The sequence below is a fragment of the Streptomyces albiflavescens genome (assembly GCF_014645835.1).
Taxonomy (GTDB): domain Bacteria; phylum Actinomycetota; class Actinomycetes; order Streptomycetales; family Streptomycetaceae; genus Streptomyces; species Streptomyces albiflavescens.
On sequence record NZ_BMMM01000015.1, the window covers coordinates 248,109 to 272,762 of the forward strand.

26 protein-coding genes are annotated in these 24,654 nt (G+C 70.2%); 16 read left to right on the forward strand and 10 right to left on the reverse strand.

Features of this window, described 5'->3' with window-relative positions; translation table 11 throughout:
• Positions 1-148: 148 nt before the first annotated feature.
• Both dapE and IEY95_RS34745 read left to right on the forward strand, forming a co-directional pair.
• Entirely contained in the window at positions 149-1,228 is a 1,080-nt protein-coding gene (gene dapE, locus IEY95_RS34740; protein ID WP_189190155.1) for a succinyl-diaminopimelate desuccinylase, read from the forward strand.
• 107 nt (positions 1,229-1,335) lie between these two features.
• Positions 1,336-2,094: an LOG family protein gene (locus tag IEY95_RS34745; protein WP_189190156.1), complete on the forward strand. Its 759-nt coding sequence runs from the start codon at positions 1,336-1,338 to the stop codon at positions 2,092-2,094.
• 133 nt (positions 2,095-2,227) lie between these two features.
• Here IEY95_RS34745 and folP read toward each other — a convergent pair whose 3' ends face one another.
• Complete coding sequence (gene folP, locus IEY95_RS34750; RefSeq protein WP_189190157.1) at positions 2,228-3,088, reverse strand: dihydropteroate synthase; 861 nt, start codon at positions 3,086-3,088, stop codon at positions 2,228-2,230.
• 152 nt (positions 3,089-3,240) lie between these two features.
• On the opposite strand from folP, the gene IEY95_RS34755 reads away from it, so the two are divergent.
• Together IEY95_RS34755 and IEY95_RS34760 are read left to right on the forward strand one after the other, a co-directional pair.
• Positions 3,241-3,588 carry a DivIVA domain-containing protein gene (locus IEY95_RS34755; RefSeq protein ID WP_189190158.1) on the forward strand — a complete coding sequence of 116 codons (348 nt, stop codon included), beginning with the start codon at positions 3,241-3,243 and terminating at the stop codon, positions 3,586-3,588.
• The gene (locus IEY95_RS34760; protein WP_189190159.1) at positions 3,585-4,169 is read left to right on the forward strand and encodes a DNA-3-methyladenine glycosylase I; all 585 of its coding nucleotides are present in this window, start codon (positions 3,585-3,587) and stop codon (positions 4,167-4,169) included. Before IEY95_RS34755 ends, IEY95_RS34760 begins: the two co-directional genes overlap by 4 nt.
• 90 nt (positions 4,170-4,259) lie before the next feature.
• Here IEY95_RS34760 and chcB read toward each other — a convergent pair whose 3' ends face one another.
• Complete coding sequence (gene chcB, locus IEY95_RS34765) at positions 4,260-5,063, reverse strand: 2-cyclohexenylcarbonyl CoA isomerase (protein ID WP_189190160.1); 804 nt, start codon at positions 5,061-5,063, stop codon at positions 4,260-4,262.
• Positions 5,064-5,426: 363 nt separating this feature from the next.
• On the opposite strand from chcB, the gene IEY95_RS34770 reads away from it, so the two are divergent.
• Positions 5,427-5,594, forward strand: coding sequence for a DUF3117 domain-containing protein (locus tag IEY95_RS34770; RefSeq protein ID WP_003966491.1), 168 nt, complete (start codon positions 5,427-5,429; stop codon positions 5,592-5,594).
• A gap of 151 nt (positions 5,595-5,745) precedes the next feature.
• Here the strand turns inward: IEY95_RS34770 and IEY95_RS34775 are convergent, their stop codons facing one another.
• Entirely contained in the window at positions 5,746-6,444 is a 699-nt protein-coding gene (locus IEY95_RS34775) for an O-methyltransferase (RefSeq protein ID WP_308429374.1), read from the reverse strand.
• A 226-nt stretch (positions 6,445-6,670) separates the two neighbouring features.
• Between IEY95_RS34775 and sigE the strand changes: the two genes are divergently transcribed.
• The 5 genes from sigE (at position 6,671) to IEY95_RS34800 (ending at position 11,990) form a co-directional block, all read left to right on the forward strand.
• Positions 6,671-7,369 carry an RNA polymerase sigma factor SigE gene (sigE, locus tag IEY95_RS34780; RefSeq protein ID WP_189190161.1) on the forward strand — a complete coding sequence of 233 codons (699 nt, stop codon included), beginning with the start codon at positions 6,671-6,673 and terminating at the stop codon, positions 7,367-7,369.
• The gene (locus IEY95_RS34785; RefSeq protein ID WP_189190162.1) at positions 7,366-8,349 is read left to right on the forward strand and encodes an anti-sigma factor family protein; all 984 of its coding nucleotides are present in this window, start codon (positions 7,366-7,368) and stop codon (positions 8,347-8,349) included. Before sigE ends, IEY95_RS34785 begins: the two co-directional genes overlap by 4 nt.
• A gap of 138 nt (positions 8,350-8,487) precedes the next feature.
• The gene (locus tag IEY95_RS34790) at positions 8,488-10,440 is read left to right on the forward strand and encodes a trypsin-like peptidase domain-containing protein (RefSeq protein WP_189190163.1); all 1,953 of its coding nucleotides are present in this window, start codon (positions 8,488-8,490) and stop codon (positions 10,438-10,440) included.
• Between the two features lie 191 nt (positions 10,441-10,631).
• Positions 10,632-11,063, forward strand: coding sequence for a sec-independent translocase (locus IEY95_RS34795; RefSeq protein ID WP_189190164.1), 432 nt, complete (start codon positions 10,632-10,634; stop codon positions 11,061-11,063).
• 270 nt (positions 11,064-11,333) lie between these two features.
• Complete coding sequence (locus IEY95_RS34800) at positions 11,334-11,990, forward strand: hypothetical protein (RefSeq protein WP_189190165.1); 657 nt, start codon at positions 11,334-11,336, stop codon at positions 11,988-11,990.
• 199 nt (positions 11,991-12,189) lie between these two features.
• Here the strand turns inward: IEY95_RS34800 and IEY95_RS34805 are convergent, their stop codons facing one another.
• From IEY95_RS34805 to IEY95_RS34815, 3 genes are read right to left on the reverse strand one after another with little or no spacing between them, the layout of a single operon-like run.
• Complete coding sequence (locus IEY95_RS34805) at positions 12,190-13,323, reverse strand: Mrp/NBP35 family ATP-binding protein (protein ID WP_189190166.1); 1,134 nt, start codon at positions 13,321-13,323, stop codon at positions 12,190-12,192.
• A 44-nt stretch (positions 13,324-13,367) separates the two neighbouring features.
• Complete coding sequence (locus IEY95_RS34810) at positions 13,368-13,952, reverse strand: DUF1003 domain-containing protein (RefSeq protein ID WP_189190167.1); 585 nt, start codon at positions 13,950-13,952, stop codon at positions 13,368-13,370.
• Complete coding sequence (locus tag IEY95_RS34815) at positions 13,942-15,219, reverse strand: magnesium transporter MgtE N-terminal domain-containing protein (protein ID WP_189190168.1); 1,278 nt, start codon at positions 15,217-15,219, stop codon at positions 13,942-13,944. Before IEY95_RS34815 ends, IEY95_RS34810 begins: the two co-directional genes overlap by 11 nt.
• Positions 15,220-15,458: 239 nt before the next feature.
• Here IEY95_RS34815 and IEY95_RS34820 point away from each other — a divergent pair, with 239 nt between their 5' ends.
• Positions 15,459-16,217 (forward strand): hypothetical protein, encoded by a 759-nt coding sequence (locus tag IEY95_RS34820; protein ID WP_189190169.1) that lies wholly within the window; start codon positions 15,459-15,461, stop codon positions 16,215-16,217.
• An 81-nt stretch (positions 16,218-16,298) separates the two neighbouring features.
• Here the strand turns inward: IEY95_RS34820 and IEY95_RS34825 are convergent, their stop codons facing one another.
• The gene (locus IEY95_RS34825) at positions 16,299-16,835 is read right to left on the reverse strand and encodes a hypothetical protein (RefSeq protein ID WP_189190170.1); all 537 of its coding nucleotides are present in this window, start codon (positions 16,833-16,835) and stop codon (positions 16,299-16,301) included.
• A 24-nt stretch (positions 16,836-16,859) separates the two neighbouring features.
• On the reverse strand, positions 16,860-17,972 hold the full coding sequence (locus IEY95_RS34830; protein WP_189190171.1) for a magnesium and cobalt transport protein CorA: 1,113 nt from the start codon (positions 17,970-17,972) through the stop codon (positions 16,860-16,862).
• 562 nt (positions 17,973-18,534) lie between these two features.
• On the opposite strand from IEY95_RS34830, the gene IEY95_RS34835 reads away from it, so the two are divergent.
• Positions 18,535-19,119 (forward strand): suppressor of fused domain protein, encoded by a 585-nt coding sequence (locus IEY95_RS34835; RefSeq protein ID WP_189190172.1) that lies wholly within the window; start codon positions 18,535-18,537, stop codon positions 19,117-19,119.
• Positions 19,120-19,185: 66 nt separating this feature from the next.
• On the opposite strand, the gene IEY95_RS34840 is transcribed toward IEY95_RS34835, so the two are convergent.
• Positions 19,186-20,475: an MFS transporter gene (locus IEY95_RS34840; RefSeq protein WP_189190173.1), complete on the reverse strand. Its 1,290-nt coding sequence runs from the start codon at positions 20,473-20,475 to the stop codon at positions 19,186-19,188.
• A 184-nt stretch (positions 20,476-20,659) separates the two neighbouring features.
• On the opposite strand from IEY95_RS34840, the gene IEY95_RS34845 reads away from it, so the two are divergent.
• The 3 genes from IEY95_RS34845 to IEY95_RS34855 all read left to right on the forward strand — a co-directional run bounded on the left by IEY95_RS34845 (position 20,660) and on the right by IEY95_RS34855 (position 23,200).
• Positions 20,660-21,301 carry a DUF6758 family protein gene (locus IEY95_RS34845; RefSeq protein ID WP_189190174.1) on the forward strand — a complete coding sequence of 214 codons (642 nt, stop codon included), beginning with the start codon at positions 20,660-20,662 and terminating at the stop codon, positions 21,299-21,301.
• A gap of 281 nt (positions 21,302-21,582) precedes the next feature.
• Entirely contained in the window at positions 21,583-22,440 is an 858-nt protein-coding gene (locus IEY95_RS34850) for a PHP domain-containing protein (protein WP_189190175.1), read from the forward strand.
• Between the two features lie 154 nt (positions 22,441-22,594).
• Positions 22,595-23,200 carry a MarC family protein gene (locus IEY95_RS34855; RefSeq protein ID WP_189190176.1) on the forward strand — a complete coding sequence of 202 codons (606 nt, stop codon included), beginning with the start codon at positions 22,595-22,597 and terminating at the stop codon, positions 23,198-23,200.
• A 118-nt stretch (positions 23,201-23,318) separates the two neighbouring features.
• On the opposite strand, the gene IEY95_RS34860 is transcribed toward IEY95_RS34855, so the two are convergent.
• Positions 23,319-23,471, reverse strand: a complete 153-nt coding sequence (locus tag IEY95_RS34860) for a DUF8834 family protein (protein ID WP_138049181.1) — start codon at positions 23,469-23,471, stop codon at positions 23,319-23,321.
• A gap of 225 nt (positions 23,472-23,696) precedes the next feature.
• On the opposite strand from IEY95_RS34860, the gene IEY95_RS34865 reads away from it, so the two are divergent.
• Positions 23,697-24,593 carry an NYN domain-containing protein gene (locus IEY95_RS34865; protein ID WP_189190177.1) on the forward strand — a complete coding sequence of 299 codons (897 nt, stop codon included), beginning with the start codon at positions 23,697-23,699 and terminating at the stop codon, positions 24,591-24,593.
• Positions 24,594-24,654 lie beyond the last annotated feature (61 nt).

The following is a 24,654-nucleotide window of genomic DNA, read 5'->3' on the forward strand; positions in this document are numbered from 1 at the left end:
TCCCTATCCGTCCTTTCCTATTCGTCCGTCACGTTCCGTCTTTCCCTGTCCGTCCGTCACGTTCTGTCTTTTCCCGTCCGTCCGTTCCTGTCCGTGCGCATCCTGTCGTCAGCGGGACCGGGTGCCCGGGGGCGCTAGGGTCGAGGGCATGGCCGACACCTCCCTTGACCTCACCCTGGACGCTGCCGAGCTCACCGCGCAGCTCGTCGACTTCCCCTCGGAGAGCGGCAACGAGAAGCCGCTCGCGGACGCCGTCGAAGCCGCCCTGCGCGCCCTGCCGCACCTGACGGTCGACCGGTACGGCAACAACGTGGTGGCGCGGACGAACCTGGGCCGCGCCGAGCGCGTCATCCTCGCCGGCCACATCGACACCGTCCCCATCGCCGACAACGTCCCCTCGCGCCTCGATGAGGACGGTGTGCTGTGGGGCTGCGGCACCTGCGACATGAAGTCGGGTGTCGCGGTCCAGCTCCGCATCGCGGCCACGGTCCCCGCCCCCAACCGCGACCTCACCTTCGTCTTCTACGACAACGAAGAGGTCGCGGCACACCTGAACGGTCTGAAGCATGTGGCCGACGCCCACCCCGAGTGGCTGGAGGGTGACTTCGCGGTCCTCCTGGAGCCCTCCGACGGCCAGGTCGAGGGCGGCTGCCAGGGCACGCTGCGGGTGCTGCTGAAGACGAAGGGCGAGCGCGCCCACTCCGCGCGCAGCTGGATGGGCTCGAACGCGATCCACGCGGCGGCCCCGATCCTGGCGAGGCTGGCCGAGTACAAGCCGCGCTACCCCGTCATCGACGGCCTTGAATACCGCGAGGGCCTGAACGCGGTGGGCGTCTCGGGCGGAGTCGCCGGCAACGTCATCCCCGATGAGTGCGTCGTCTCAGTCAACTTCCGCTACGCGCCCGACCGCAGCGAGGAGGAGGCCATCGCCCATGTCCGGGAGGTGTTCGCCGACTGCGGCGTGCAGGAGTTCGTCGTCGACGACCACAGCGGCGGCGCGCTCCCCGGCCTCTCGCACCCTGCGGCCGCCGCCTTCATCGAGGCGGTCGGGGGGACCCCGCAGCCCAAGTACGGCTGGACGGACGTCTCCCGTTTCAGTCGGCTCGGCATCCCGGCGGTCAACTACGGCCCCGGCAACCCGCACTTGGCGCACAAGCGCGACGAGCGTGTGGAGACGTCGAAGGTCCTTGCGGGCGAGGAGCGGCTGCGCTCCTGGCTGACCGCCTGAGCCGTATCTCGGGGCGGTTCATGGCAGACATACACACGTCCCCCCTCCGTAACCCGCGTAGATCTACGCTGGGGTGGAACGACGCGGACGGTCGGAAGGGAGCGGACATGGCTACCGGCAACCCCGAGGGCAAGAAGGTGCCACCCGAGGAGCAGCGGCTCGGACCGGTGCTGCGCAGGCGGAGTCAGGTGCAGGCGAGCACCACGGATCAGCGCCTTCTGGACGCGGGCGGACCTTCCGACTGGGTGCACACCGACCCGTGGCGGGTTCTGCGCATCCAGTCGGAGTTCATCGAAGGCTTCGGCACGCTGGCCGAACTCCCGCCCGCGATCAGTGTCTTCGGATCCTCGCGTACGCCGGTGGACTCGTCCGAGTACGACACAGGGGTCGCCCTCGGCCGTGGTCTCGTCGAAGCCGGTTTCGCCGTGATCACCGGTGGTGGCCCCGGCGCCATGGAGGCCGCCAACAAGGGTGCCTGCGAGGCGAACGGCATCTCCGTCGGCCTCGGCATCGAGCTGCCCTTCGAACAAGGCCTGAACCCCTACGTCGACATCGGCCTCAACTTCCGCTACTTCTTCGTCCGGAAGATGATGTTCGTCAAGTACGCGCAGGGTTTCGTGGTTCTGCCCGGCGGTCTCGGCACCCTCGACGAACTCTTCGAGGCGCTGACCCTCGTCCAGACCCAGAAGGTCACCCGCTTCCCCATCGTCCTCTTCGGCACCGCGTACTGGGGCGGTCTCGTCGACTGGCTCAAGAACACCCTGATCGCCCAGGGCAAGGCCTCCGAGAAGGACCTGCTGCTGTTCCACCTGACCGACGAGGTGGCGGAGGCGGTGGCGTTGGTGTCGAAGGAGGCGGGCCGGTAGTCGGGTCGGGGTTTCCCCGGGATCACCGGGATCACCGGGGGTCCGGGGCGGAGTCCCGGGTACGGGTGGGGTCCCCTGCTCGAGCGAAGCAGAGAGCTTGGGGAGGGCAGGGGCGGAGGCGGCGAGGATCCCGCTACGCCAGCCCCCGCCGGGCCACCGCCGGTGGGCGGTGGCCCGCGATGGACGCCACCATGTCCAGGACCTGCCGGGTCTCCGCGACCTCGTGGACGCGGTAGACCTGGGCCCCCAGCCAGGCGGAGACGGCCGTCGTCGCCAGCGTGCCGACCACCCGCTCCTTCACCGGCCTGTCGAGCGTCTCCCCGACGAAGTCCTTGTTGGAGAGGGAGACCAGCACCGGCCAGCCCGTGGCCACCATCTCACCCAGCCGTCGCGTCGCCTCCAGGCTGTGCCGGGTGTTCTTCCCGAAGTCGTGCCCGGGGTCGATCAACACGGATTCACGAGGCACGCCGAGCGACACCGCGCGCTCGGCCAGCCCCAGGGTCACCCGCAGGATGTCGGCCATGACATCGTCGTACGCGATCCGATGCGGACGGGTACGCGGCTCGGACTCTCCGGCGTGGGTGCACACCAGCCCCACCCCGTACCGCGCGGCGACCTCGGCCAGCCGCGGATCGACTCCACCCCACGCGTCGTTGAGCAGATCCGCTCCCGCCTCGCAGACCGCCTCCCCGACCTCGTGCCGCCAGGTGTCGACGCTGATGATCACGTCGGGGAAGCGCCGGCGCACCTCGGCGACGAAACCGACCGTACGCCGCGCCTCCTCCTCGGCGGTCACCTCTTCCCCCGGCCCCGCCTTGACCCCGCCGATGTCGATGATGGCGGCGCCCTCCGCCACCGCCTGCTCCACGCGGGCGAGCGCCGGCTCGTCGTGGAAGGTGGCCCCCTGGTCGTAGAAGGAGTCCGGGGTCCGGTTCACGATCGCCATGATCACCGGCTCGCGCGGATCGAATTCACGCTTGCCCAGCCTGAGCATCCCCTGTGACCTCTCCCAGTAAGTCCTGCCGATAAGCCGCCTGCGACCTTAACTGTCAGACTCGCATGGCACGATCGGAGCCTGACAGTTTCAGCTTCAGTACTTCAGCGCCGACGCGCACGCGTCGGCACCAGAGCGTGGGGACCTCAGCGATGTTCATGTTCTTGTTCCTGGTCGTCGCGCTCGCCGTCGTGGTCGCCGCGGTGACACTGTCCGTGGTGGGCGGCGGCGAGAGCGCCCCCCTTCCCGAGGCCGGCCCGGAGCGGCTGCAGGACCCGCTGCCGTACGACCGGCCGGTGAACCGCGGTGACGTGGAGGCGCTGCGCTTCCCGGTCGCCGTACGGGGCTACCGCATGGCGGACGTCGACGACGCCCTCGGCCGACTCGGCGCCGAGATCGCCGAGCGGGACGCCCGGATCGCCGACCTGGAGGTCGCGCTGGCCGGCGCCCGAGCGAGCGCCACCTCGTTGCGCAAGCGGAACGAGGAGGACTCCCGGTGAGCGACACCCTCGCCGGCCCGGACGGCGCGCTGCGCTGCCCCTGGGCGTTGTCGACCGAGGACTACGTGGCGTACCACGACGAGGAGTGGGGCCGCCCGGTCCACGGCGACGACGCGCTGTACGAGAGGCTGTGCCTGGAGGCCTTCCAGTCGGGCCTGTCCTGGATCACCATCCTGCGCCGCCGTCCCGGCTTCCGCGCCGCCTTCGCCGGCTTCGAGATCGCCAAGGTCGCCACCTTCACGGACTCCGACAAGGAGCGCCTCCTCGCCGACCCGGGCATCATCCGCAACCGCGCCAAGATCGAGGCGACGGTCGCCAACGCGCGCGTGCTGGCCGACTGGGCCCCCGGCGAGCTGGACGAGCTGATCTGGTCCTTCGCCCCCGACTCGACCAGCCGCCCGGCCCCGAAGAGGCTGGCCGACGTACCGGCGGTCACCGACGAGTCGACGGCCCTGTCCAAGACACTGAAGAAGCGCGGCATCCGCTTCGTCGGCCCGACGACGGCATACGCGCTGATGCAGGCGTGCGGCCTGGTGAACGATCACTTGGCAGACTGCACCGCACGCAGGAGCGCCCCTTAGGGACGCGGGGGAACTGCGTGACCGGCCCGCACCGGCCCGCAGTTCCCCACAACCGTCACCGCCCCGGGTACTTCGGCCTCTCGTCGACCGTCACCGCCCCAGGTACTTCGGCTTCTCCTTGTTCACGAACGCCTGCACCGCGATGGTGTGGTCCTCGGAGGCACCCGCCCGCGTCTGGAGTTCGTCCTCCTTCTCCAGGGTCTCCTCCAGAGAGTGGGAGAGCCCGAACGCGAGGGACTCCTTCAGCGCGGCGTACGCGAGCGTCGGCCCCGAGGCCAGCGCCCGGGCCACCTTCTCCGCCTCGGCGCGCAGTTCCGCCGAGGGCACGAGACGGTTCGCGATCCCCAGCTCGTACGCCTCCTGCGCGGTGATGCTGCGCGGGAAGAGCAGCAGGTCGGCGGCCCGGCTGGGCCCGATGACCCGGGGCAGCGTCCAGGAGATCCCCGAGTCGGCGGTCAGTGCCACCCCGGCGAACGACGTGTTGAAGGCAGCGGTGTCGGCGACGATGCGATAGTCCGCGGCGAGCGCGAAGCCGAAGCCCGCTCCGGCCGCCACGCCGTTCACGGCGGCGACCACGGGCTTCGCGGCGCCGACCAGAGCCCGCACGATGGGGTTGTAGTGATCGCGCACGGTGCTCATCGTCTGCCCCGAGCCCGACTCCTTGGCGGCGATCAGCAGCCCGATGTGCTCCTTGAGGTCCTGTCCCACACAGAACGCCCGGTCACCGGCGGCGGTCAGCAGGATCGCCCGTACGTCTCCGTCCGCCGCGGCCGCCTGAGCCGCGTCCCGGAAGGCGACCTTGGTCTCGATGTTCATCGCATTCATCGCCTCGGGGCGGTTCAGCGTGATCGTCGCGAGTCCGTCGCTCACCTCGTAGAGCACGGTGTCGGCCATGGTGGGTCCCCTCCGGGGTCGCGGCTCCGTCGTACCGGTCGGTACGTCCTGTGTCCGATGACAGCATGGCGGAGATCACCGACGGTGGCGCGGACCGGACATGTGACCTGCGTCAAAGAATTCCGCGCTCCGGAAGACCATGCGGCGGCGCAGTATCGCAGCCACATCGCCGAATTGAGTGGTTTTGCTCAAGCGCGTTGCGCAAGCGATGCCGACTGATGTTGGTCATCGGGTCCTGAGATGCGGGATAATGGCCTGGAAGCAATGTGTTCGATGCCGGTGACGTGTGTCCTATGAGGGGACGTGCGTGCCCTTCAAGGGGCCGTCGGCGACGATGAGCTGGTTTCAGGAAGGGGAACGAGCATGGCGGCCATGAAGCCGCGGACGGGCGATGGCCCGCTCGAGGTGACCAAGGAGGGGCGGGGCATCGTCATGCGCGTTCCGCTCGAAGGCGGCGGTCGGCTCGTCGTCGAGCTGACCCCTGACGAGGCCGACGCGCTCGGCGACGCCCTCAAGAAGGTCGTCGGCTGACGCGGAAGCGACCATACCTTTTCAGCTGCCCCGGCACCGTAATCGGTGCCGGGGCAGTGGTTTTCCGGGGGGGCCAGGGGGTCCAGGGGTACGTCGGCGACGTACCCCTTTGGTATTTGTGCAGGTCAGACGTGTACGAACCGGTGCGTCGTCAGCGCTTGACCGCGCACAGCAGACCGTCGCCCACCGGCAGGAGAGAGGGCACCAGATCCTGGCTCTCGCGGACCGCGCGCAGCAGTTCGCGCAGCCGGCCGACCTCCGCGGGCTGCGGTCCCGAGTCCACCGTGCGGCCGTCCGCGAAGACGCCCTCGAAGACGACGAGCCCGCCCGGGCGCAGCAGGCGCAACGATTCAGCGAGATAGTCGAGGCACTCGAGACGGTCGCCGTCGCAGAAGACGAGGTCGTAACCCGCGTCCGCGAGCCGGGGCAGGACGTCCAGCGCGCGGCCCGGGATGAAGCGGGCGCGGTTGCTGGCGAAACCGGCCGCCCGGAAGGCCTGGCGGGCGAACTGCTGCCGCTCCGGCTCCGGATCGACGGTGGTCAGTACCCCGTCCGGCCGCATGCCGTGCAGCAGATGAATCCCGGAGACGCCGGTCCCGGTCCCGATCTCCGCCACCGCTTTCGCGTCCACGGTGGCAGCGAGCAACCGCAGCGCGGCGCCCGTGCCGGGCGACACCGAGCGCAGGCCTGCCTCGCGGGCCCGGTCGCGGGCCCAGCGCAGCGCCTCGTCCTCGGCGACAAAGGCGTCGGCGAACGCCCAGCTCGTCTGCCGGTTGCCGGTAATGACCCTCTCCTGTCCCCGTGGTTGCCTGGGCGTGACTGTATCCGTTGGCGCCGGGAACCCGCAGATGGGACCGGGCGTTTAGAGGGGTGGGGAAACAGAGCGGGGGAAGCCGATGGACCAGGAAGCGGAGCAGGGCGGCGAGCAAGTGCTGACGCAGCCATATGAGCACGCATCAATTTCTCGTAAAACCGCTTATCCGGAGCTAACGGGCGAGGTGGCTATGGTAGGGGCTCCACTGGACACCACCAGAGCCGACAGGGGAGGTGCGGCAGCGCCTGTGGATCGGGGCGGGATGCTGCGGCGTCTGCTCAGATCGGCGGGTGAGCCGAAATCCGTGACCGACATCGCTGACACGTTCCATGCTGCTGCCCCCGCGCAGACCGCGACGTTCACCACCGACGCGGAGTCGCAGGCGTGGACTCCGCCCACCTGGGAGGAGATCGTCAGCACGCACAGCGGACGGGTCTACCGCCTCGCCTACCGCCTGACGGGAAACCAGCACGACGCCGAGGACCTCACCCAGGAAGTCTTCGTCCGTGTCTTCCGCTCGCTGTCGACCTACACGCCCGGCACCTTCGAGGGCTGGCTGCACCGCATCACGACGAACCTCTTCCTGGACATGGTGCGCCGCAAGCAGCGCATCCGCTTCGACGCCCTCGGCGACGACGCGGCCGAGCGCCTGCCCAGCCGCGAGCCGTCCCCGCAGCAGGTCTTCAACGACGCGCACTTCGACGCGGACGTCCAGCAGGCGCTGGACACCCTCGCGCCCGAGTTCCGCGCCGCCGTCGTGCTGTGCGACATCGAGGGACTCTCGTACGAGGAGATCGCCGCGACCCTGGGCGTCAAGCTCGGCACGGTCCGCTCCCGGATCCACCGTGGCCGCTCCCAGCTGCGCAAGGCCCTGGCCCACCGGTCTCCCGAGGCCCGCGCCGAGCGTCGCTCGTTCGTGGCCCGTGTGCCCGTGCTGGGGGGAGGGGGCGCGACGGCGTGAGTGGATCCCGTCCTACCCCTGCTGAGCAGCACCTCGGCGACCGACTCTCCGCCCTCGTGGACGGAGAGCTCGGTCATGAGTCGCGCGATCGCGTCCTGGCCCACCTCGCCACCTGTGCGAAGTGCAAGGCCGAGGCCGACGCCCAGCGCCGACTGAAGAACGTATTCGCGGAAGTGGCCCCTCCGCCGCCCTCCGAGAGCTTCCTGGCCCGCCTCCAGGGGCTCCCCGCGGGAGGAGACTCCGACGGCCCTGGTTCGCCGCTGGGCGGGGCAGGGTTCGGCGGCGGTCTGCCCGGAGCCGACCGGACCTCCAGCCTCACCGGAATCTTCGGGGTGAGGGGCGAGCCCTTCGGCTACATCCCCGGCGGACCGCACGCCGATGTGCTGCCCCCCTCCTCGGGCCGCGGCTTCCGCATCCATGACGTCAGCCGTCACGAGGCCGAGCGATCGGCCTCGCGCGGGCTGCGGTTCGCGTTCGCCGCCGCCGGTGCGGTGTCGCTGGCCGCGGTCGCGCTCGGCGGGGTGTCGACCGGGGTGCCGGGTGACACCGCGGACGCACGCGGCGGTTCCGGGTCCGGAAGCAATGTGACGCCGATGCGTTCGCCGGGCACGGGGGCCTCGACCTCTCCCGAGTCGCAGCGCCGCCGGTCCGACACACCGCTGCTCGCGCAGGGCCGCCGGGCGCTGGGCGCCGGTCCTGTGGCACCGACCGAGGTGTCCGCGCCGCTGCTGCCCGGAGTCCCCACTCCGACGGACCGCGGCCAGGACGTCATGCACACGCTGACGACACCGGTGGTCGCCGGTGCCGCCGCGATGTCCCCGCTCATACGTCCGCTCACCGATGCCCAGCCGCTCACGCTGACCTCGTGGTCCACGGCACCAGACGTCACGACTCCGGGCCTGCTCGTCGCCCCCGTGGCCTCCCCGTCCCCCGCTTCCTCCCCGTCCCCCACCTCCCCCTCCTCCCGTAGCGTCCGCTGACCCCACCCTCTGCGCGGCGGCCCATGAACCTGGTTGAATCCAGGGTGGGCCGCGTCCGCAGGAGGGATCCCGGACGCGGAGTCGACAATCTGCGGTGACCGTCGGCGAGTTGTGCCGCGGGCCAGGTGTGGGGAGAACATGAACGACGGGAAGCCCACGAAGGCGAAGTGGTGGAGCCGACCCAGGCCGCAGGTCCCTCCCGGGGATGCCGGGGTGGGCTCGTCCGAGGTCGCCGACGGGCCCGGGGGCGCCGCCGACGCCCGTACGCCTGGCGGTGCGGTCGGCACCAGGAGTGACGTCGGGACACCTGGCAGTACGACGGGCCAGGACACCGGGGGTGACTTCGAGCTGGACCGCCCCGCGGCGGTTCCGGCCGCGCGCCGGTCCGGAGCCGACGGCGACTTCGAGCTGGAGCGGCCCGCGCCGGTCCGGCGCACGAGCGCGCAGGGCGGCGACGCCGCTCCGACGGACCATGTCCCGGCCCCCGGCGACATTGGGGAGGCGCACGTACCGTCGGTCCCCACGCAGGTCACGGAAGCCCTCGCGCAGGTCACGCAGGGCGGGACGGGCACGGACCCCGGTGCCGCCGCGGAGCGCGCCAAACCCCTGCACGACCCCGACCCCTACAGCACCCCGCCCTACGGCCGGCCCGGCCCCTGGGCGCCCGCCCCGCCGGTCCAGCACCCCGGGGCCACCCCCGCGCACGGGACGCACATGTCGGCGGGCACACCGGCCCAGGGCACACACGTCCCGGCGGGCACACCGGCCCAGGGCACCCCCTTCGACGCCCCGCCGAACGGCACCGCGTCCATGGCCCACGCCCCGGCGGGAGCGCCCCCGGCCGCGTATGCGGGAACCGCCCACGAAGCACCCGTACAAAGCCCGCAGCCCCCCACCCCCTGGCAGAACTACGACCCCTGGGCCGCCCCGGCCCCCCTCCAGCAGAACGGCGCGGCCGTGGCGACCGTGACGCAGCGGCGCAAGCGGGCGAAGAAGGTGCTGGTGCTCGGGGCCGTGGTGCTCGCGCTCGTCTCCGGAGGCGTCGGCGGTGCCGTGGGGGCGTATCTGGAGCGGAACGGAGAGATCGGGGACGTCGAGCTGCCGCAGGCGGGCAAGGAAGCGCCGGGGCGCGCTTCGGACAGCGTGGCCGGGATCGCGGCCCACGCGCTGCCCAGCGTCGTCACCCTGCATGTGCGCGGCTCCCAGGAGGAGGGCACCGGCACCGGGTTCGTGCTGGACGGCCAGGGACACATCCTCACCAACAACCACGTGATCGAACCGGCCGGCAGCGGCGGCGAGATATCCGTGACGTTCAGCGGCGGTGAGACCGCCAAGGCCAAGGTCGTCGGACACGACAGCGGGTACGACCTGGCCGTCGTCAAGGTCTCCGGAGTCAGCGGCCTCGACCCCATGCCGCTGGGCAACTCCGACAACGTTCAGGTGGGCGACCCGGTCGTCGCCATCGGCGCGCCCTTCGACCTCGCCAACACGGTCACCTCCGGCATCATCAGCGCGAAGGAACGGCCCATCACCGCGGGCGGGGAGAAGGGCGACGGGAGCGACGTCTCGTACGTCGACGCGTTGCAGACCGACGCGCCCATCAACCCCGGCAACTCCGGCGGACCCCTTCTCGACTCCAAGGCCCGCGTCATCGGCATCAACAGCGCCATCCGCTCCGCCGGCAGCGGTTCCGACCTGGAGGGCGGGCAGGCGGGTTCCATCGGGCTCGGCTTCGCCATCCCGATCAACCAGGGCAAGCGCGTGGCCGAGGAGCTCATCAACACGGGCAAGGCCACCCACCCTGTGATCGGTGTCACGCTCGACATGAACTACGCGGGCGACGGCGCCCGCGTCGGCACGAAGGGCAACGGCGGCGGCCCGCCCGTCACCGCGGGCGGTCCCGGAGCCGTGGCGGGCATCAAGGCGGGCGACGTCATCACCGAGGTCGACGGCCAGCGCGTCCACTCCGGCGAGGAACTCATCGTGAAGACCCGCGCGCACCGCCCGGGCGACCGGCTCCGGCTGACTCTCCGGCGGGGCGACACGCAGAAGAAGGTCACGCTGGTCCTCGGTTCCGCCGACGGTGACTGACGTGAAGTTCACAGCTGAGCGCATCGCCGCAGCTCCGAACGGCAAACAACGCGGAAAACCCGCCGTGTACATGAACCCGGAAGCCCCGGGACAGTTCCGGACGGACAGGATCGCCGGGTACCTTGGACACGGCCCGGACCACGGAAGACCCGCCGAGGGCCGAGGACCGAGGACATCGCAAGGAGCTTCAGGTGTTCAATGACATAGGACCGCTCGAGCTGGTGACGCTCGTTGTCCTCGCCGTGCTCGTCTTCGGCCCGGAGAAGCTCCCGAAGATGATCCAGGACGTCACGCGCACCATTCGCAAGATCCGCGAGTTCTCGGAGAGCGCCAAGGCGGACATCCGTGAGGAGCTCGGCCCGGAGTTCAAGGACTTCGAGTTCGAGGACCTCAACCCCAAGACGTTCATCCGCAAGCAGCTGGACAACGACGAGCTGGGGCTCAAGGAGATCCGCAACGGCTTCGATCTGAAGAAGGAGATGGCCGAGGTCACGGACGCGGTCCACGGCCGCGACGCCGACTCCTCCTCGTCCGGTTCGACCGGCGGCTCCGTCGACATGACGAAGAAGCGCGAGAAGCTGGACGCGGACGAGCGCCCGCCGTACGACGCGGACGCCACCTGAGCCGTACGGCCCACTCGGCGGAGGCCGACTGGGCCGGTATGCCCCCTGGCCGTGGCGGACGTCACCCGACCCGCACGGCCGCCCGCGTAGCCGCACATCAGAGCGACGCCTCGCGGCTTGAAACCGGCGCGTTCACGACCCACGCGCCGGGCGGTTTCCCTGCTGCTCGGAGCGGTGTGGCTATGCTGCCCAGTTGTTGTGCGGACCGATAAGGACGCCCGAGGGGGGCGGGCCGCCCGGTCCGACGAGAGCGAGGAGGCGTCCGGGCTGATGGAGACGACAAGTCGGGTAGGCGCGCAGGCGCCGGCCGCGGAGGGCGGACAACAGGTCCCCTCCGCCCGGCGTACGGTCGACGGCTACCTGCTGGCGCCCTTCCCGTGGTACGGCCTCGACGAGGCCTTCACAGGGCCGCGCTGGCTGATGCAGGTGGGTACCTCGGCGGACGGCGCCGTCGAGCACGGTTCGATCGGGCACGGCGACGAGCCCACGGTGCGCGCCGAGTTGACCGAGGACAAGGAGCGCTTCGCGGTGGTGGTCACCGTCGCGGCCAACCCCGTGCGCCGCAGCGCGGACGGTACGGGCCTGTTGGAGGCCACCTCGGTGTCCTCCGCGGCCTGGCTGGCCGGTGTGGGGCTGTTGTCCTTCACCTGGCCCGGGCAGATGGACCACACCCTGCGGGACGACTGGCTGGACCAGCAGACCGAGACGGCGTGGGTCCTGGCGGACGACCTCGACGGACCGGACTGGTCCTCGCTGTCGCTCCCCGTGGACGGGGTCCCGACGCCCTTCCACTACCGCGAGTCCGAGTTCGGGTGGGTGCTCGCGGGGTCCACTCAGGCTGGCGTGCATGTGGGTGCGTACGGGCGGGGGATGAGCGCGTATGGGCTGGGGTTCGCCATGATCAAGGACATCGGCGCGTACGCCTAGCCTGCGGGACTACGGAGAAGGGGGCGCCGTCGCTGTGACGGCGCCCCCTTCCGCGTATGAGATGTGGGTGCTGCGGGTGAGACGGGGGTGCTGCGGACCGTTCGCAACCTGGTTGCCGCGGGCCGTTCGCGACCTGCGGGTTCGTCGTGGTTGCTCGCGCAGTTCCCCGCGCCCCTTACGGGGCGCCCCCTGATCGTCCCTAGAACTTGTTCCGTGGCGTGATGCCCAGCGACATGCCCGACAGGCCGCGCTGGCGGCCGCCCAGCTTGCCCGCGATCGCGCGCAGGGCGGAGCCGGCCGGAGAGTCGGGGTCCGTGAGGACCACCGGCTTGCCCTCGTCGCCGCCCTCGCGGAGGCGGACGTCGATCGGGATGGAGCCGAGGACCGGGACGGTGGCGCCGGTGGTGCGGGTCAGGCCGTCGGCGACCGCCTGGCCGCCGCCCGTGCCGAAGACGTCGACCATCTCGCCGCAGTGCGGGCAGGGGAGACCGGACATGTTCTCGACGACGCCGACGATCTTCTGGTGGGTCTGGACCGCGATCGAACCCGCCCGCTCGGCGACCTCGGCCGCCGCCTGCTGGGGCGTCGTCACGACCAGGATCTCCGCGTTCGGGACCAGCTGGGCGACGGAGATGGCGATGTCACCGGTGCCCGGGGGCAGGTCCAGGAGCAGGACGTCCAGGTCGCCCCACCACACGTCCGCGAGGAACTGCTGGAGCGCGCGGTGGAGCATCGGGCCGCGCCAGACGACCGGAGCGTTGCCGGGCGTGAACATGCCGATGGAGATGACCTTCACGCCGTTCGACTGCGGCGGCATGATCATGTTCTCGACCTGGGTCGGACGGCCGTCCACCGCCAGCATGCGCGGCACGCTGTGGCCGTAGATGTCGGCGTCGACCACGCCCACCTTCAGGCCGTCGGCCGCCATCGCCGCCGCCAGGTTCACCGTCACCGAGGACTTGCCGACGCCGCCCTTGCCGGAGGCGACCGCGTACACCCGGGTCAGGTTGCCGGGCTTGGCGAAGGGGACCTCGCGCTCGCCTTGGCCGCCGCGCAGCGCGGTCGCCATTTCCTTGCGCTGCTCGTCGCTCATGACGTCGAGCGAGACGTCGACACGGGTGACGCCCTCGACCCGTGAGACCGCGTCCGTCACGCGCTGCGTGATGGTCTCGCGCATCGGGCAGCCGGAGACCGTCAGGTACACGGTGACCGCAACCGCCCCGTCCTCGCCGATCTCCACCGATTTGACCATCCCCAGCTCGGTGATGGGTCGGTTGATCTCGGGGTCGTTCACCGTCGCCAGTGCTTCGCGCACCGCGTCTTCCGTAGCCATAAGCATGATGGTACGGCGACGGGCGGGGGGGCCGGAAAGCCCCGTCACCGGTCGTCTACGTCACGTCCGTGCGACCGTTCCGCCGGGAATACGACATGGCCGTCGCCCCGGTGCTCGTCCACGTCCTTGACCAGGTCCTGAAGTTCGGAGCGGATCCAGTCGCGGGTGGCGACCTCGCCCAGGCCCATGCGCAGTGAGGCGATCTCGCGGGTGAGGTACTCGGTGTCCGCGATGGACCGCTCGTTCTGTTTGCGGTCCTGTTCGAGGTTGACCCGGTCGCGGTCGGCCTGGCGGTTCTGCGCGAGCAGGATCAGCGGGGCGGCGTACGAGGCCTGCAGCGACAGCATCAGCGTCAGGAAGATGAACGGGTAGTTGTCGAAGCGCAGGTCGGACGGCACGGAGACGTTCCACACCACCCACAGGATGATGACGACGGTCATCCAGACGATGAACCGTCCGGTGCCGAGGAAGCGGGCGATGCGCTCCGAGAGCCGTCCGAAGGCCTCCGGGTCCCACTCGGGCAGCAGTCTGCGCCGCGGCGGCTTCGGCTGGTCGAGCCGCGTGCGCGGCCGGGTGGTGGCGGTCGCCCCGGAGGGCGTGCGTTCGCGCTGCTCGCGCTCAGGTGGCATGGGGCTCCTCCTCGACGAGGTGGAACTCCGTCTCGCGCCAGTCATCGGGCAGCATGTGGTCCAGTACGTCGTCCACGGTCACCGCCCCGAGCAGCGAGCCGCTCTCGTCGACGACGGGCGCCGCGACCATGTCGTACGTCGCGAAGAAGCCGGCGACGACGGGCAGCGCGGCGTCCGGTGCGAGCGGCTGCAGATCGTCGTCCAAGAGCGCGCCGACCAGCGTGAACGGCGGGTCGCGCAGGAGCCGCTGGAAGTGGACCGTGCCGAGGTACTTCCCGGTCGGCGTCTCGTCCGGCGGGCGGCACACGTACACCTGGGCGGCGAGCGCGGGGGAGAGGTCGGGGTTGCGGACCCGGGAGAGCGCGTCGGCGACCGTCGCGTCGGGCCGCAGCACGATCGGCTCGGTCGTCATGAGCCCGCCGGCGGTCTTCTCCTCGTACGCCATCAGCCGCCGCACGTCGGCAGCCTCCTCCGGCTGCATCAGCTTCAGCAGCCGCTCCACGTCCTCGGTGGGCAGTTCGCCGAGCAGGTCTGCCGCGTCGTCCGGGTCCATCGCCTCCAGGACGTCGGCCGCGCGCTCCTCCTTGAGCTTGCTGAGGATCTCGATCTGATCGTCCTCGGGGAGTTCTTCGAGGACGTCGGCGAGCCGGTCGTCGTCCAGTGCGGCGGCCACCTCCCCGCGCCGCTTGGGGGACAGGTGGTGCAGAACATTGGCGAGGTCGGCCGCGCGCAGCTGCTCGAAGGTGGCGAGCAGGCTCTCGGCGCCCTGTCCGTGCTCCTCCAGCGAGAACCCGGTGACGGCGGACCACTCGACGGTCAGCGTCTCGCCCTTGGCGCGCCGGAAGGCCCCGCTGCGGCCCTTGCGGACGAAGACCCGGTGGATCTCCCAGTCCCTGCGGGTCGGCAGCTGCTGGATCGACACGTCGAGCACGGTCACCTCCTCGTCGGTCTCGACGAGGCGTACCACCCGGTCGAGCAGCTCGCCGAAGACGAGCCGCTCGGTGGGCCGCTGCTCGAAGCGCCGCACATTGAGGACGCCCGTGGTGATGACCTGGCCGGACTCGATGCCGATCACCCGGGTCATGGGCAGGAAGATCCGCCGCCGCGTGGACAGTTCGACGACGAGGCCGAGCAGCCGGGGCGGCCGCCGTCCGACGCGGAGCATCGCGACCAGGTCCCGCACCCGGCCCACCTGGTCGCCGTTCGGGTCGAAGACGGCGACACCGGCGAGGTGCGAGACGAAGATCCGAGGGGCGCCTGCGGCCATGCCCGCGCCTCCTTCTCCGCGTACGCGCTCTTGCGGGCGCTCTGGTACGACTCTCTGTGCCCGGGCGGGACGTACGCGCGTTCTGTCCCGCCCTGTCCGCTCGATTGGGCTTCAGGCTAGCCCGTCCCGGTCGGGTACGCCCTGGTGAGCGGTCCGGACGGACTGCCTCCGCCGGGCGCCCGCGGCACCGGTACGCTGCCGTACGCCGCCAAGGATCCGCGCACGAAAGGCAGCCACCTGTGACTGCAATTCCCCAGGGCCGAACCCACAAGGCCCTACTGGTGAGCGCGATGTGCGCACTGGTCATGACGGGGACGGCGCTGACGGGGTGCAGCAGTGAGGACCCGGACGCGGGCACCAACGGGGTGGGGAAGCTGCCCGCCGCCACGATCCAGGCGAAGACGAAGAAGGCGGCCGAGGCGGCGGCCACCGTACGGCTCTCCGGAACCGTCGTCAGCAATGGGACGACGTACACCCTCGACATGCGCCTCAAGGCCGACGGCGGTACCGGATCCGTCACCTCGAAGGGGGCGAGTTTCCGGCTGCTGCGGGTCGGCGAGCACCTCTTCCTCAAGGCCGACGCGGAGTTCTGGACCCACCAGGACGGCAAGAGCGACGGCACCTCCGGCGACGCTGCAGCCGCGAAGAAGCTGGAGGACATGTACGTGAAGGTGCCCAGCGGCGACCCCGCCTACAAGCGGTTCAGCGGCTTCACCGACAAGGACGTCCTCCTCGACGGTCTGCTCACCCTGCATGGCGCGCTCGCCACGGACGGCCACCATGTGCAGTCCGGCGTCCGCACCATCCGCATCACCGGCGACAAGGGCTCCGGCGGCTCCCTCGACGTCTCGCTGAAGGGAACCCCGTACCCCTTGCTGCTGGTACGCGCGGGCAACGCGGGCACGCTTCGTCTCACCGACTGGGGCAAGGACTTCGCCCTGGAGGAGCCCACGAAGAAGGAGACGGTCGACTACGGGCAGCAGCTGCCCACGTCGTAGTCCCCGGCCCCAGGGCCTGCCCGGCGGATCATGTCGGCGGCGCGGGGCGCCGCGACGCCGCGGAGATCCATCAGAAGCCCCCTAGCGGCGCTTGCGCTTCTTGAGGAGGAGGCGGGGGAGGCCCGCCGGGATCGGTTGGCGCGTGGTCGCCGGGGTCGGCAGCGGCCGCTCGGCGAGTGAGCCGTCCGGCAGTGCGACCGTGCCGCCCGAGGGCTCCAGACGCAGCACCCGGCACTCGCGGGCCCAGCGCTCGGGCATGGCCTCACCGTCGGGGGCGTTCAGTCGCTTGCCCTTGAGCTCGGCGACGGCGGCCTCCCACTCGGGGGAGGCGGGGTTCGGCTCCACGACCTTCGCGGACCAGGAGACGAGGCGTCCGCCCTTGTCCTTGCTGCGTACGGTGACGACCGCGTCGCCCCCGTCGACCAGGCCCGTCAGCGGCTGCTCGCCGGGGCCGTCGCCGACCAGACAGACAGCGCCGTCGTGCCACACGTGCCACAGGGCGCGGGTGGGCGCCTCCTGGCCCTCGGGCAGGGATGCGCCGCTGCCCCGCACCCAGATCAGCCCGGACTTCTTGGTGGCCTCCTCGATGAGGGCCTGGTCGAGCAGCTGTTCCGTCATGGGGCCAAGACTATCCAGCCGTGTTCACAGCCAGCCGTTGCGCTTGAGGATGCGGTGGATCGAGAGGCAGAGGCCGACGGTGACGCCCATGACCACCGGGTAGCCGTACCGCCAGTGCAGCTCCGGCATGTGCTGGAAGTTCATTCCGTACACGCCACAGACCATCGTCGGTACGGCGATGATGGCGGCCCAGGACGTGATCTTGCGCATGTCCTCGTTCTGCGCGACGGAGGCCTGGGCGAGGTTGGCCTGGAGGATCGAGTTGAGCAGTTCGTCGAAGCCGAGGACCTGCTCCTGCACCCGGGCGAGGTGGTCGGCGACGTCCCGGAAGTACTTCTGGATGTCCGGGTCGATCAGCCGCATCGGCCGCTCGCTCAGCAGCTGCATGGGGCGCAGCAGCGGCGACACCGCCCGCTTGAACTCGAGGACCTCGCGCTTGAGTTGGTAGATCTGTCCGGCGTCCGTACCACGCGGCGTGCCCTTGCGGCCCGGCGAGAACACCTCGGTCTCGACCTCGTCGATGTCGTCCTGCACGGCGTCCGCGACCGCGATGTACCCGTCGACGACATGGTCGGCGATGGCGTGCAGCACAGCGGAGGGGCCCTTGGCGAGCAGTTCGGGGTCGTCCTGCAGCCGGTGCCGCAGCGCCCGCAGCGAGCCCTGCCCGCCGTGCCGGACGGTGATGAAGAAGTCCCGTCCGGTGAAGCACATGACCTCGCCGGTCTCCACGATCTCGCTGGTGGCGGTCAGTTGGTCGTGCTCGACGTAGTGGATGGTCTTGAAGACGGTGAACAGGGAGTCGTCGTAGCGCTCCAGCTTGGGCCGCTGGTGGGCCTGGACGGCGTCCTCGACGGCCAGCGGGTGCAGCCCGAACTCCCCGGCGATACCCGCGAATTCGGCCTCCGTCGGCTCGTGCAGACCGATCCACACGAAGCCGCCGTCGCGGTGCACCTGGCGCATCGCCTCGTGCGGCGTCAGCGGTTCGCGGCTCTCGACGCGGGCGCCGTCGCGGTAGACGGCGCAGTCGACCACGGCGGACGGAGTGGCGGGGTCACGGGTGGTGTCGTACGAGCCACTGTCCTTGCGCAGCGAGGGACGGGGGCGGACCGCGGCACGCAGGTCACGGATCATCGACATGGCAGGCTCCTTCGCAATGGAGGCGGCCGGCGACGGTTGAAACTACCCGGAATGGGGACGTCCTGACTGCGGATGTTTGGCACGTCCACAAAGCGGGGAGCACCGCACCGTCGCGGTGGCAGCTTCGCTACTGATTCAGATCAGACAGATCAGGTGGAAACGAAGCGCTCTTCCGTGGTGCACCGGACGACGCTGACGCGTATGCACACGTTTGCAGGAGGCAGCAGCCAGCAGAGCTGGGAAACCAGCGGAACCAGCTACGGAACTCAGCGACCGGAAGAGCGGGTGGTACTGCACGGTCGACTTCGGTCCATTGCAGCCCCACCTCCTCCGGTCGGTCCCCCGTGAGGGACGATCCATCCCCCGAAGGGGAGTCTGTCTCCCGCCGCGGGGAGTCAGATCAGTCTCAGTGCGTCGGAGCTCGAGAGCGACGCTTCTGCGTGCTGCCCCGACCAGCGGCCAAGACTATCAGCGCACTGAAGCGTCAACGCGCCGCTTTGCCCGTTGTTGACCGCGGGGTCCGGTGCGCTCCAGCGGAATTGACGCGGCCTATGCTCGGCGCATGGCTGATGTTCTTCCTCTGGTCGAGGCCCGTTTGCGCTCTGCGCTGGGCGAACCCGACGCGCGGGCCGCGGTCACCTTTCTCGGCACCGACCGCATCGAAGTGCTGCGCTTCACAGAGGGCGACATCGTCCGCTATGCGACGCTCGGCATGTCCGCCCAGCCGATGGCGGACCCCACGGTGGTCCTCGCCGACCCGGTGAAGGGCCCGCGCGCCGAGCTGATCCTCTCGGTGCGCGCGGGCGGCGCCGACACCGACAAGGTGCTCCGCCCACTCGCCGTGCTCGCCGCGTCGCCGCAGGTCGAGGGGTTGGTGGTGGCTCCGGGCGCCTCGCTCGACGTGGGCGAACCCCTGTGGCCCGGCGCGCCGTTCAGCTCCGTCCTGGTCGCGGAGTCCGGCGGCCTGGTCGAGGACCTGGAGCTGGACGCGCCCGCCGACCCCGTACGTTTCCTGCCGCTGCTCCCGATGACGCCGAACGAGGCCGCGTGGAAGCGCGTGCACGGCGCGGGCGCCCTCCAGGAGCGCTGGCTGAACGGCGGAACGGACCTGCGCGATCCGCTGCGCAAGTCCGTTCCGCTGGACTGAGCCGCACCGGGAAGCGGGTGGGGTATCTCACTCCCTGATCCCCGGTCAGAGACCGTCCGGAGCAGGTCAGTTGGCGAAGACCGTGACACTGCCCTCGGTCGCGTGCCGCGGCTCCAGCTCCTCGGCCATGGGGGTCCCCCCGCTCGAGCGAAGCCGAGAGTGGGGGAGCGTGAGCGCGTTTCGGCGTACGAGGACGATGGCGGCACCGACCACCGCGGTGACCGCCGCGACGACGAACGGGATGTGGATGTCGCTCCACTCCTCGATCTTCGGCGCGAAGTACGGCGCGGCGGCCGCCGCGAACCAGCGCACGAAGTTGTAGCCCGCGCTCGCCACCGGGCGCGGCGCGTCCGAGACGCCCAGTGCCAGCTCCGTGTAGACCGTGTTGTTCACGCCGATGAAGGCGCCGGACAGGATCGTGCAGACGACGGCGGTGGTGTGGTCGCCGTACCCGAGCACGAGCACGTCGGCGGCGAGCAGCACCAGCGAGGCGCCCAGCACCTTCAGCGAACCGAACCGCCGCTGCATGCGCGGCGCCACGACGACCGAGAAGACGGCGAGCAGGACGCCCCAGCAGAAGAACACCGCGCCCGACGTGTACGGGGTCATGTTCAGCACGAACGGCGTGAAGGCCAGCACGGTGAAGAACGTGTAGTTGTAGAAGAACGCGGAGCCGGCCGCAGAGGCGAGACCGCCGTGGCCGAGCGCCTTGATCGGGTCCAGCAGGGCTGTCTTCCTCGCGGGCTTCGGTTGCTCCTTCAGGAACGCCGTGATGCACAGGAAGCCGACCGCCATCAGGAACCCGGTGCCGAAGAACGGGTAGCGCCAGCTGGCGTCACCGAGCAATGCGCCGAGCAGGGGCCCGCACGCCATGCCGAGGCCCAGGGCGGACTCGTACAGCAGGATGGCGGCCGCGCTGCCGCCGGCCGCGGCGCCGACGATGACGGCGAGGGCGGTGGACACGAACAGCGCGTTGCCGAAGCCCCAGCCGGCCCGGAAGCCGACGAGTTCGCCGACCGACCCGGATGTGCCCGCGAGCCCCGCGAAGACCACGACGAGCGCGAGGCCGAGCAGCAGGGTCTTCTTGCCGCCGATGCGGCTGGAGACGAAGCCGGTCACCAGCATCGCGACGGCGGTGATCAGGAAGTACGAGGTGAAGAGCAGCGACACCTGGCTGGGCGTGGCGTCCAGGCCCTTGGCGATGGACGGCAGGATCGGGTCGACGAGCCCGATGCCCATGAAGGCGACGACGGACGCGCCCGCGGTCGCCCAGACGGCCTTCGGCTGACGCAGGATGCCGCGGGTGCCCGCGTCGAATGTGTCCTCCTCCGTGGGGCCTCCGGTGTTGCTGATCATGCTCGCTCCTTCACTGCGACTGCTGGTGTGCGACCGAGATCGTTGCCTTATGCACATAATAAGTTAGGGGAGCTAATTAATGCAAGCTACATCCACTTTTCGGGTGTGATCCGACATGACAGGCACACGCCGGACGGGTGATCGTCCTTGACGCGGCGCAGGACGGGGAGGACCGTTGGGCCCTATGAGGGGCGAACCCAGTTGCCCGAAGTGTGGTGGCCGGGTCAGGGCTCCCGGCCTCTTTGCCGACTCCTGGCAGTGCGATGTGCACGGCACAGTGCATCCACTGCAGCCCGTGATCCCGCCCAGCGTCGAGGCCCTCGGTGTGGTCGTGCACCACGCGCGGGTACCGGTGTGGATGCCGTGGCCGCTGCCGGTCGGCTGGCTGTTCACCGGTGCGACGTTCGCCGGTGACGACCGCAGCGGCGGGCGTGCGACCGCCGTCGCCTGCTCCGGTCCCGGACCGCTCGGCGGCATAGGCGAGCTGATCCTGGTCGCCGAGGAGCTCGGCGTAGGCCTGGGCGCGCGCTACGCGGGCGTCGACGGGCCCGACCCCGGCCCGTACATGAGCGTCGAGAAACCGCCCCAGGCGAAGGTCCTCGCGGCCGGGCGTCCGACCCCGCTCTGGCATGTCTCCGGCACCCCGGACGACCGCGCCGTCTTCGCGGGCGAGGCGCTCGGGCTGTGGCTGTGGGCAGTGGTCTGGCCCGAGCAGTCGGGTCTGCTGATGTACGACGAGCTCGTGCTGACGGATCTGCGGGACGCGGGGGCGGAGGTGGATCTGCTGCCGTGCGGAGCGTTGTCGCCGCGAATCCTGGAGCCGTAGGCGCCCGATGCCGGGCGCGGAGGTCCGCAGAGGAGCGCGGCGGCCCCTCGCAGGAATGCGGAGGCCTGCAGAGGAGCGCGGAGGCAGGCAGGGGAGCGCGGAGCCCCCTCACGGGAATGCGGAGGCCTGCAGAGGAGCGCGGAGGCAGGCAGGGGAGCGCGGAGCCCCCGCACAGGAATCTCGTAGGGGGTGCTCCACAGGAGAGGGTGTGACAGGGGACCCTTGGATTCCCGTTATCCTTGAGCGTCCCCACCCGTCCCGTCACCGCCTGGAGTCACGTCGTGCGCATCGATCTGCACACCCACTCCACGGCTTCCGACGGTACGGACACCCCGGCCGAGCTGGTGCGGAACGCGGCCGCCGCGGGTCTGGACGTCGTAGCGCTGACCGACCACGACACCACCCGCGGATACGCCGAGGCGATCGCCGCGCTGCCCGAGGGGCTCACCCTCGTCACCGGCGCCGAGCTCTCCTGCCGCATCGACGGCATCAGCATGCACATGCTGGCCTACCTGTTCGACCCCGAGGAGCGCGCGCTGCTCGCCGAGCGCGAGCTGGTGCGGGATGACCGTGTGCCGCGCGCCCAGGGCATGATCGCCAAGCTCCGGGAGCTCGGCGTGCCGATCACCTGGGAGCAGGTGGCACGCATCGCGGGCCACGGCTCCGTGGGGCGCCCGCACGTCGCGTCCGCGCTGGTCGAACTGGGTGTTGTGGACAGCGTCTCCGACGCCTTCACGGAGGAGTGGCTGGCCGACGGTGGCCGCGCCTATGTCCCCAAACACGAGACCGACCCGTTCGAGGCGATCCGGCTGATCAAGGGCGCGGGCGGCGTCGCCGTCTTCGCGCATCCGGCCGCCGCCAAGCGGGGCCGGACCGTGCCGGAGTCCGTGATCGCGGAACTCACCACCGCGGGGCTCGACGGCATCGAGGTCGACCATATGGACCACGAGCCGGAGACCCGTGCGCGGTTGCGCGGGCTCGCGACCGAGCTGGGGTTGCTCACCACGGGGTCGTCCGACTACCACGGCAGCCGGAAGACGTGCGTGCTCGGGGAGTTCACGACCGATCCCGAGGTGTACGGGGAGATCACTCGGCGCGCTACGGGGGCGTTCCCGGTGCCGGGTACCGGCGGAGCCTGAGGCTCACGCTTCCCACCTCCGACTCTGTTCTCAGGCACCCGGCCCTGCCGGCTGTGCCCACCTGTTCCGCCCCGCGGAACGATCGCCCACAGCGGCAGCGGCGTCCACTGCCCTGCTGCCGTCCTGCATTCATCACCTCAGCAAGGCCTCACCTGTGTTCGACGTCGCCGTCTTCGGCTCCCTCTTCCTCACCCTTTTTGTCATCATGGATCCCCCCGGGATCACCCCGATCTTCCTCGCGCTGACCGCCGGGCGCCCCGCCAAGGTGCAGAAGCGGATGGCCTTCCAGGCCGTCTGCGTGGCAGGCGGTGTGATCGCGGTGTTCGGGCTGCTCGGGCACCAGATCCTGGACTACCTGCATGTCTCCGTGCCCGCGCTGATGATCGCGGGCGGGCTGCTGCTCCTGCTGATCGCCCTCGACCTGCTGACCGGCAAGACGGACGAGCCTCAGCAGACCAAGGACGTGAACGTCGCCCTCGTACCGCTGGGCATGCCGCTGCTCGCCGGCCCGGGTGCGATCGTCTCCGTGATCCTGGCAGTGCAGAAGGCCGACAGCGTCGCCACCCAGGTGTCGGTGTGGACCGCGATCCTCGCCATCCACGTGGTGCTGTGGCTGGTCATGCGCTACTCACTGCTGATCATTCGCGTCATCAAGGACGGCGGTGTCGTACTGGTGACCCGCCTCGCGGGCATGATGCTCTCCGCGATCGCGGTGCAGCAGATCATCAACGGCGTCATGCAGGTGATTCGGACCGCCTGAGCCGAATGGCCACTCGCACACGCAGAGCCCCGCACGGCAACCGTTGCCGTGCGGGGCTCTGAAGTCTGAAAACGCGTCAGTCTGAAAACGCGTCAGTCTGAAAGATACGTCCGCGCTGTTACGAGGCGGACGAGTCGGCCGGGCGGATCCACAGTCGCTGCCCGATGGCAGCGGCTTGCTGAACGATCCGGTTGACGGAGGCGGCGTCTACAACGGTGGTGTCCACGGGCGTGCCGTCGACATCGTCGAGTCGCATGATTTCGAAGCGCATGGGCTTCTCCCTTCGTCTGGTCATCCTCCTGCGGAGAACTACTCGTGGTGGCTCGCGAGGCATCCGTGCCCTCGCTTCCGTAGGTAGTCAACGGGGTGCCTGTTACAAACATTCCCTACGCTAAGGAAATTTTTCGAGAACCTAATTACCCACCGGTAAGCGGTGTGGCGGAGACTGAACGGGGCCAGTTGTGTTCGCAGCGTGACCGCCGGGACAATGGAGCCGATGAACGACGACCTCGCGGCGCTCGGCGCCCGCATCGACCGAACGAACGAGCTGCTGCAGCGCATGCTCGCCGAGGTGGCGAAGACGCCCTCGACCCACGCGATCTTCGTCGACGCCGGATACCTGTACGCGGCCGCGGGGCGGCTCGTCGCCGGTACGGAGGACCGCCGCTCCTTCGACCTGGACACCGAAGGCCTCATCGAGGCGCTCATCGACCGGGCCCGCACGATCTTCGCGGACAGCAGGCTGTTGCGCGTCTACTGGTACGACGGCGCCCGCCGCCGCATCCACACCGCGGAGCAGCAGGCGATCGCCGAACTCCCGGACGTGAAGGTGCGATTGGGCAATCTCAACGCCAACAACCAACAGAAGGGCGTCGATTCACTCATCAGGTCCGACCTGGAGTCCCTCGCCCGGCACCGCGCCATCAGCGACGCCGCGCTGCTCGGCGGCGACGAGGACCTGGTCTCGGCGGTCGAGGCGGCGCAGGGGTACGGGGCGCGGGTCCATCTGTGGGGGATCGAGGCGCCCGAGGGCCGCAACCAGGCCGAGCCGCTGCTCTGGGAGGTCGACAGCCAGCGGACCTTCGACCTCGACTTCTTCAAGCCGTACGTGTCACGACGGACCGCCCTCTCGTACGACGCGACGGCGGCGATCCGTCCCACGCGCGAGGACGTGCGCTTCGTGGGCGCGCAGGTCGCCGCGAAGTGGCTGGCCGCGCGGGGCCGGGAGTCACTGGCGGAACTGCTGCCCGGGCACCCCTACCTCCCCGGCTCGGTCGATCAGGACCTGCTGGTCGAGGCCGAGGGGCTGCTCCAGTACTCGCTGCGCGGACAGGCGGACCTGCGGCGCGTGCTCCGGGACGGCTTCTGGGAGCACTTGCAGGCGCAGTACTAGTAGGACTCCGTTAGGTTGCTCTGGTTCTTGGGTTTGGGCTGGTGGTGGATGTTCGGGGCAG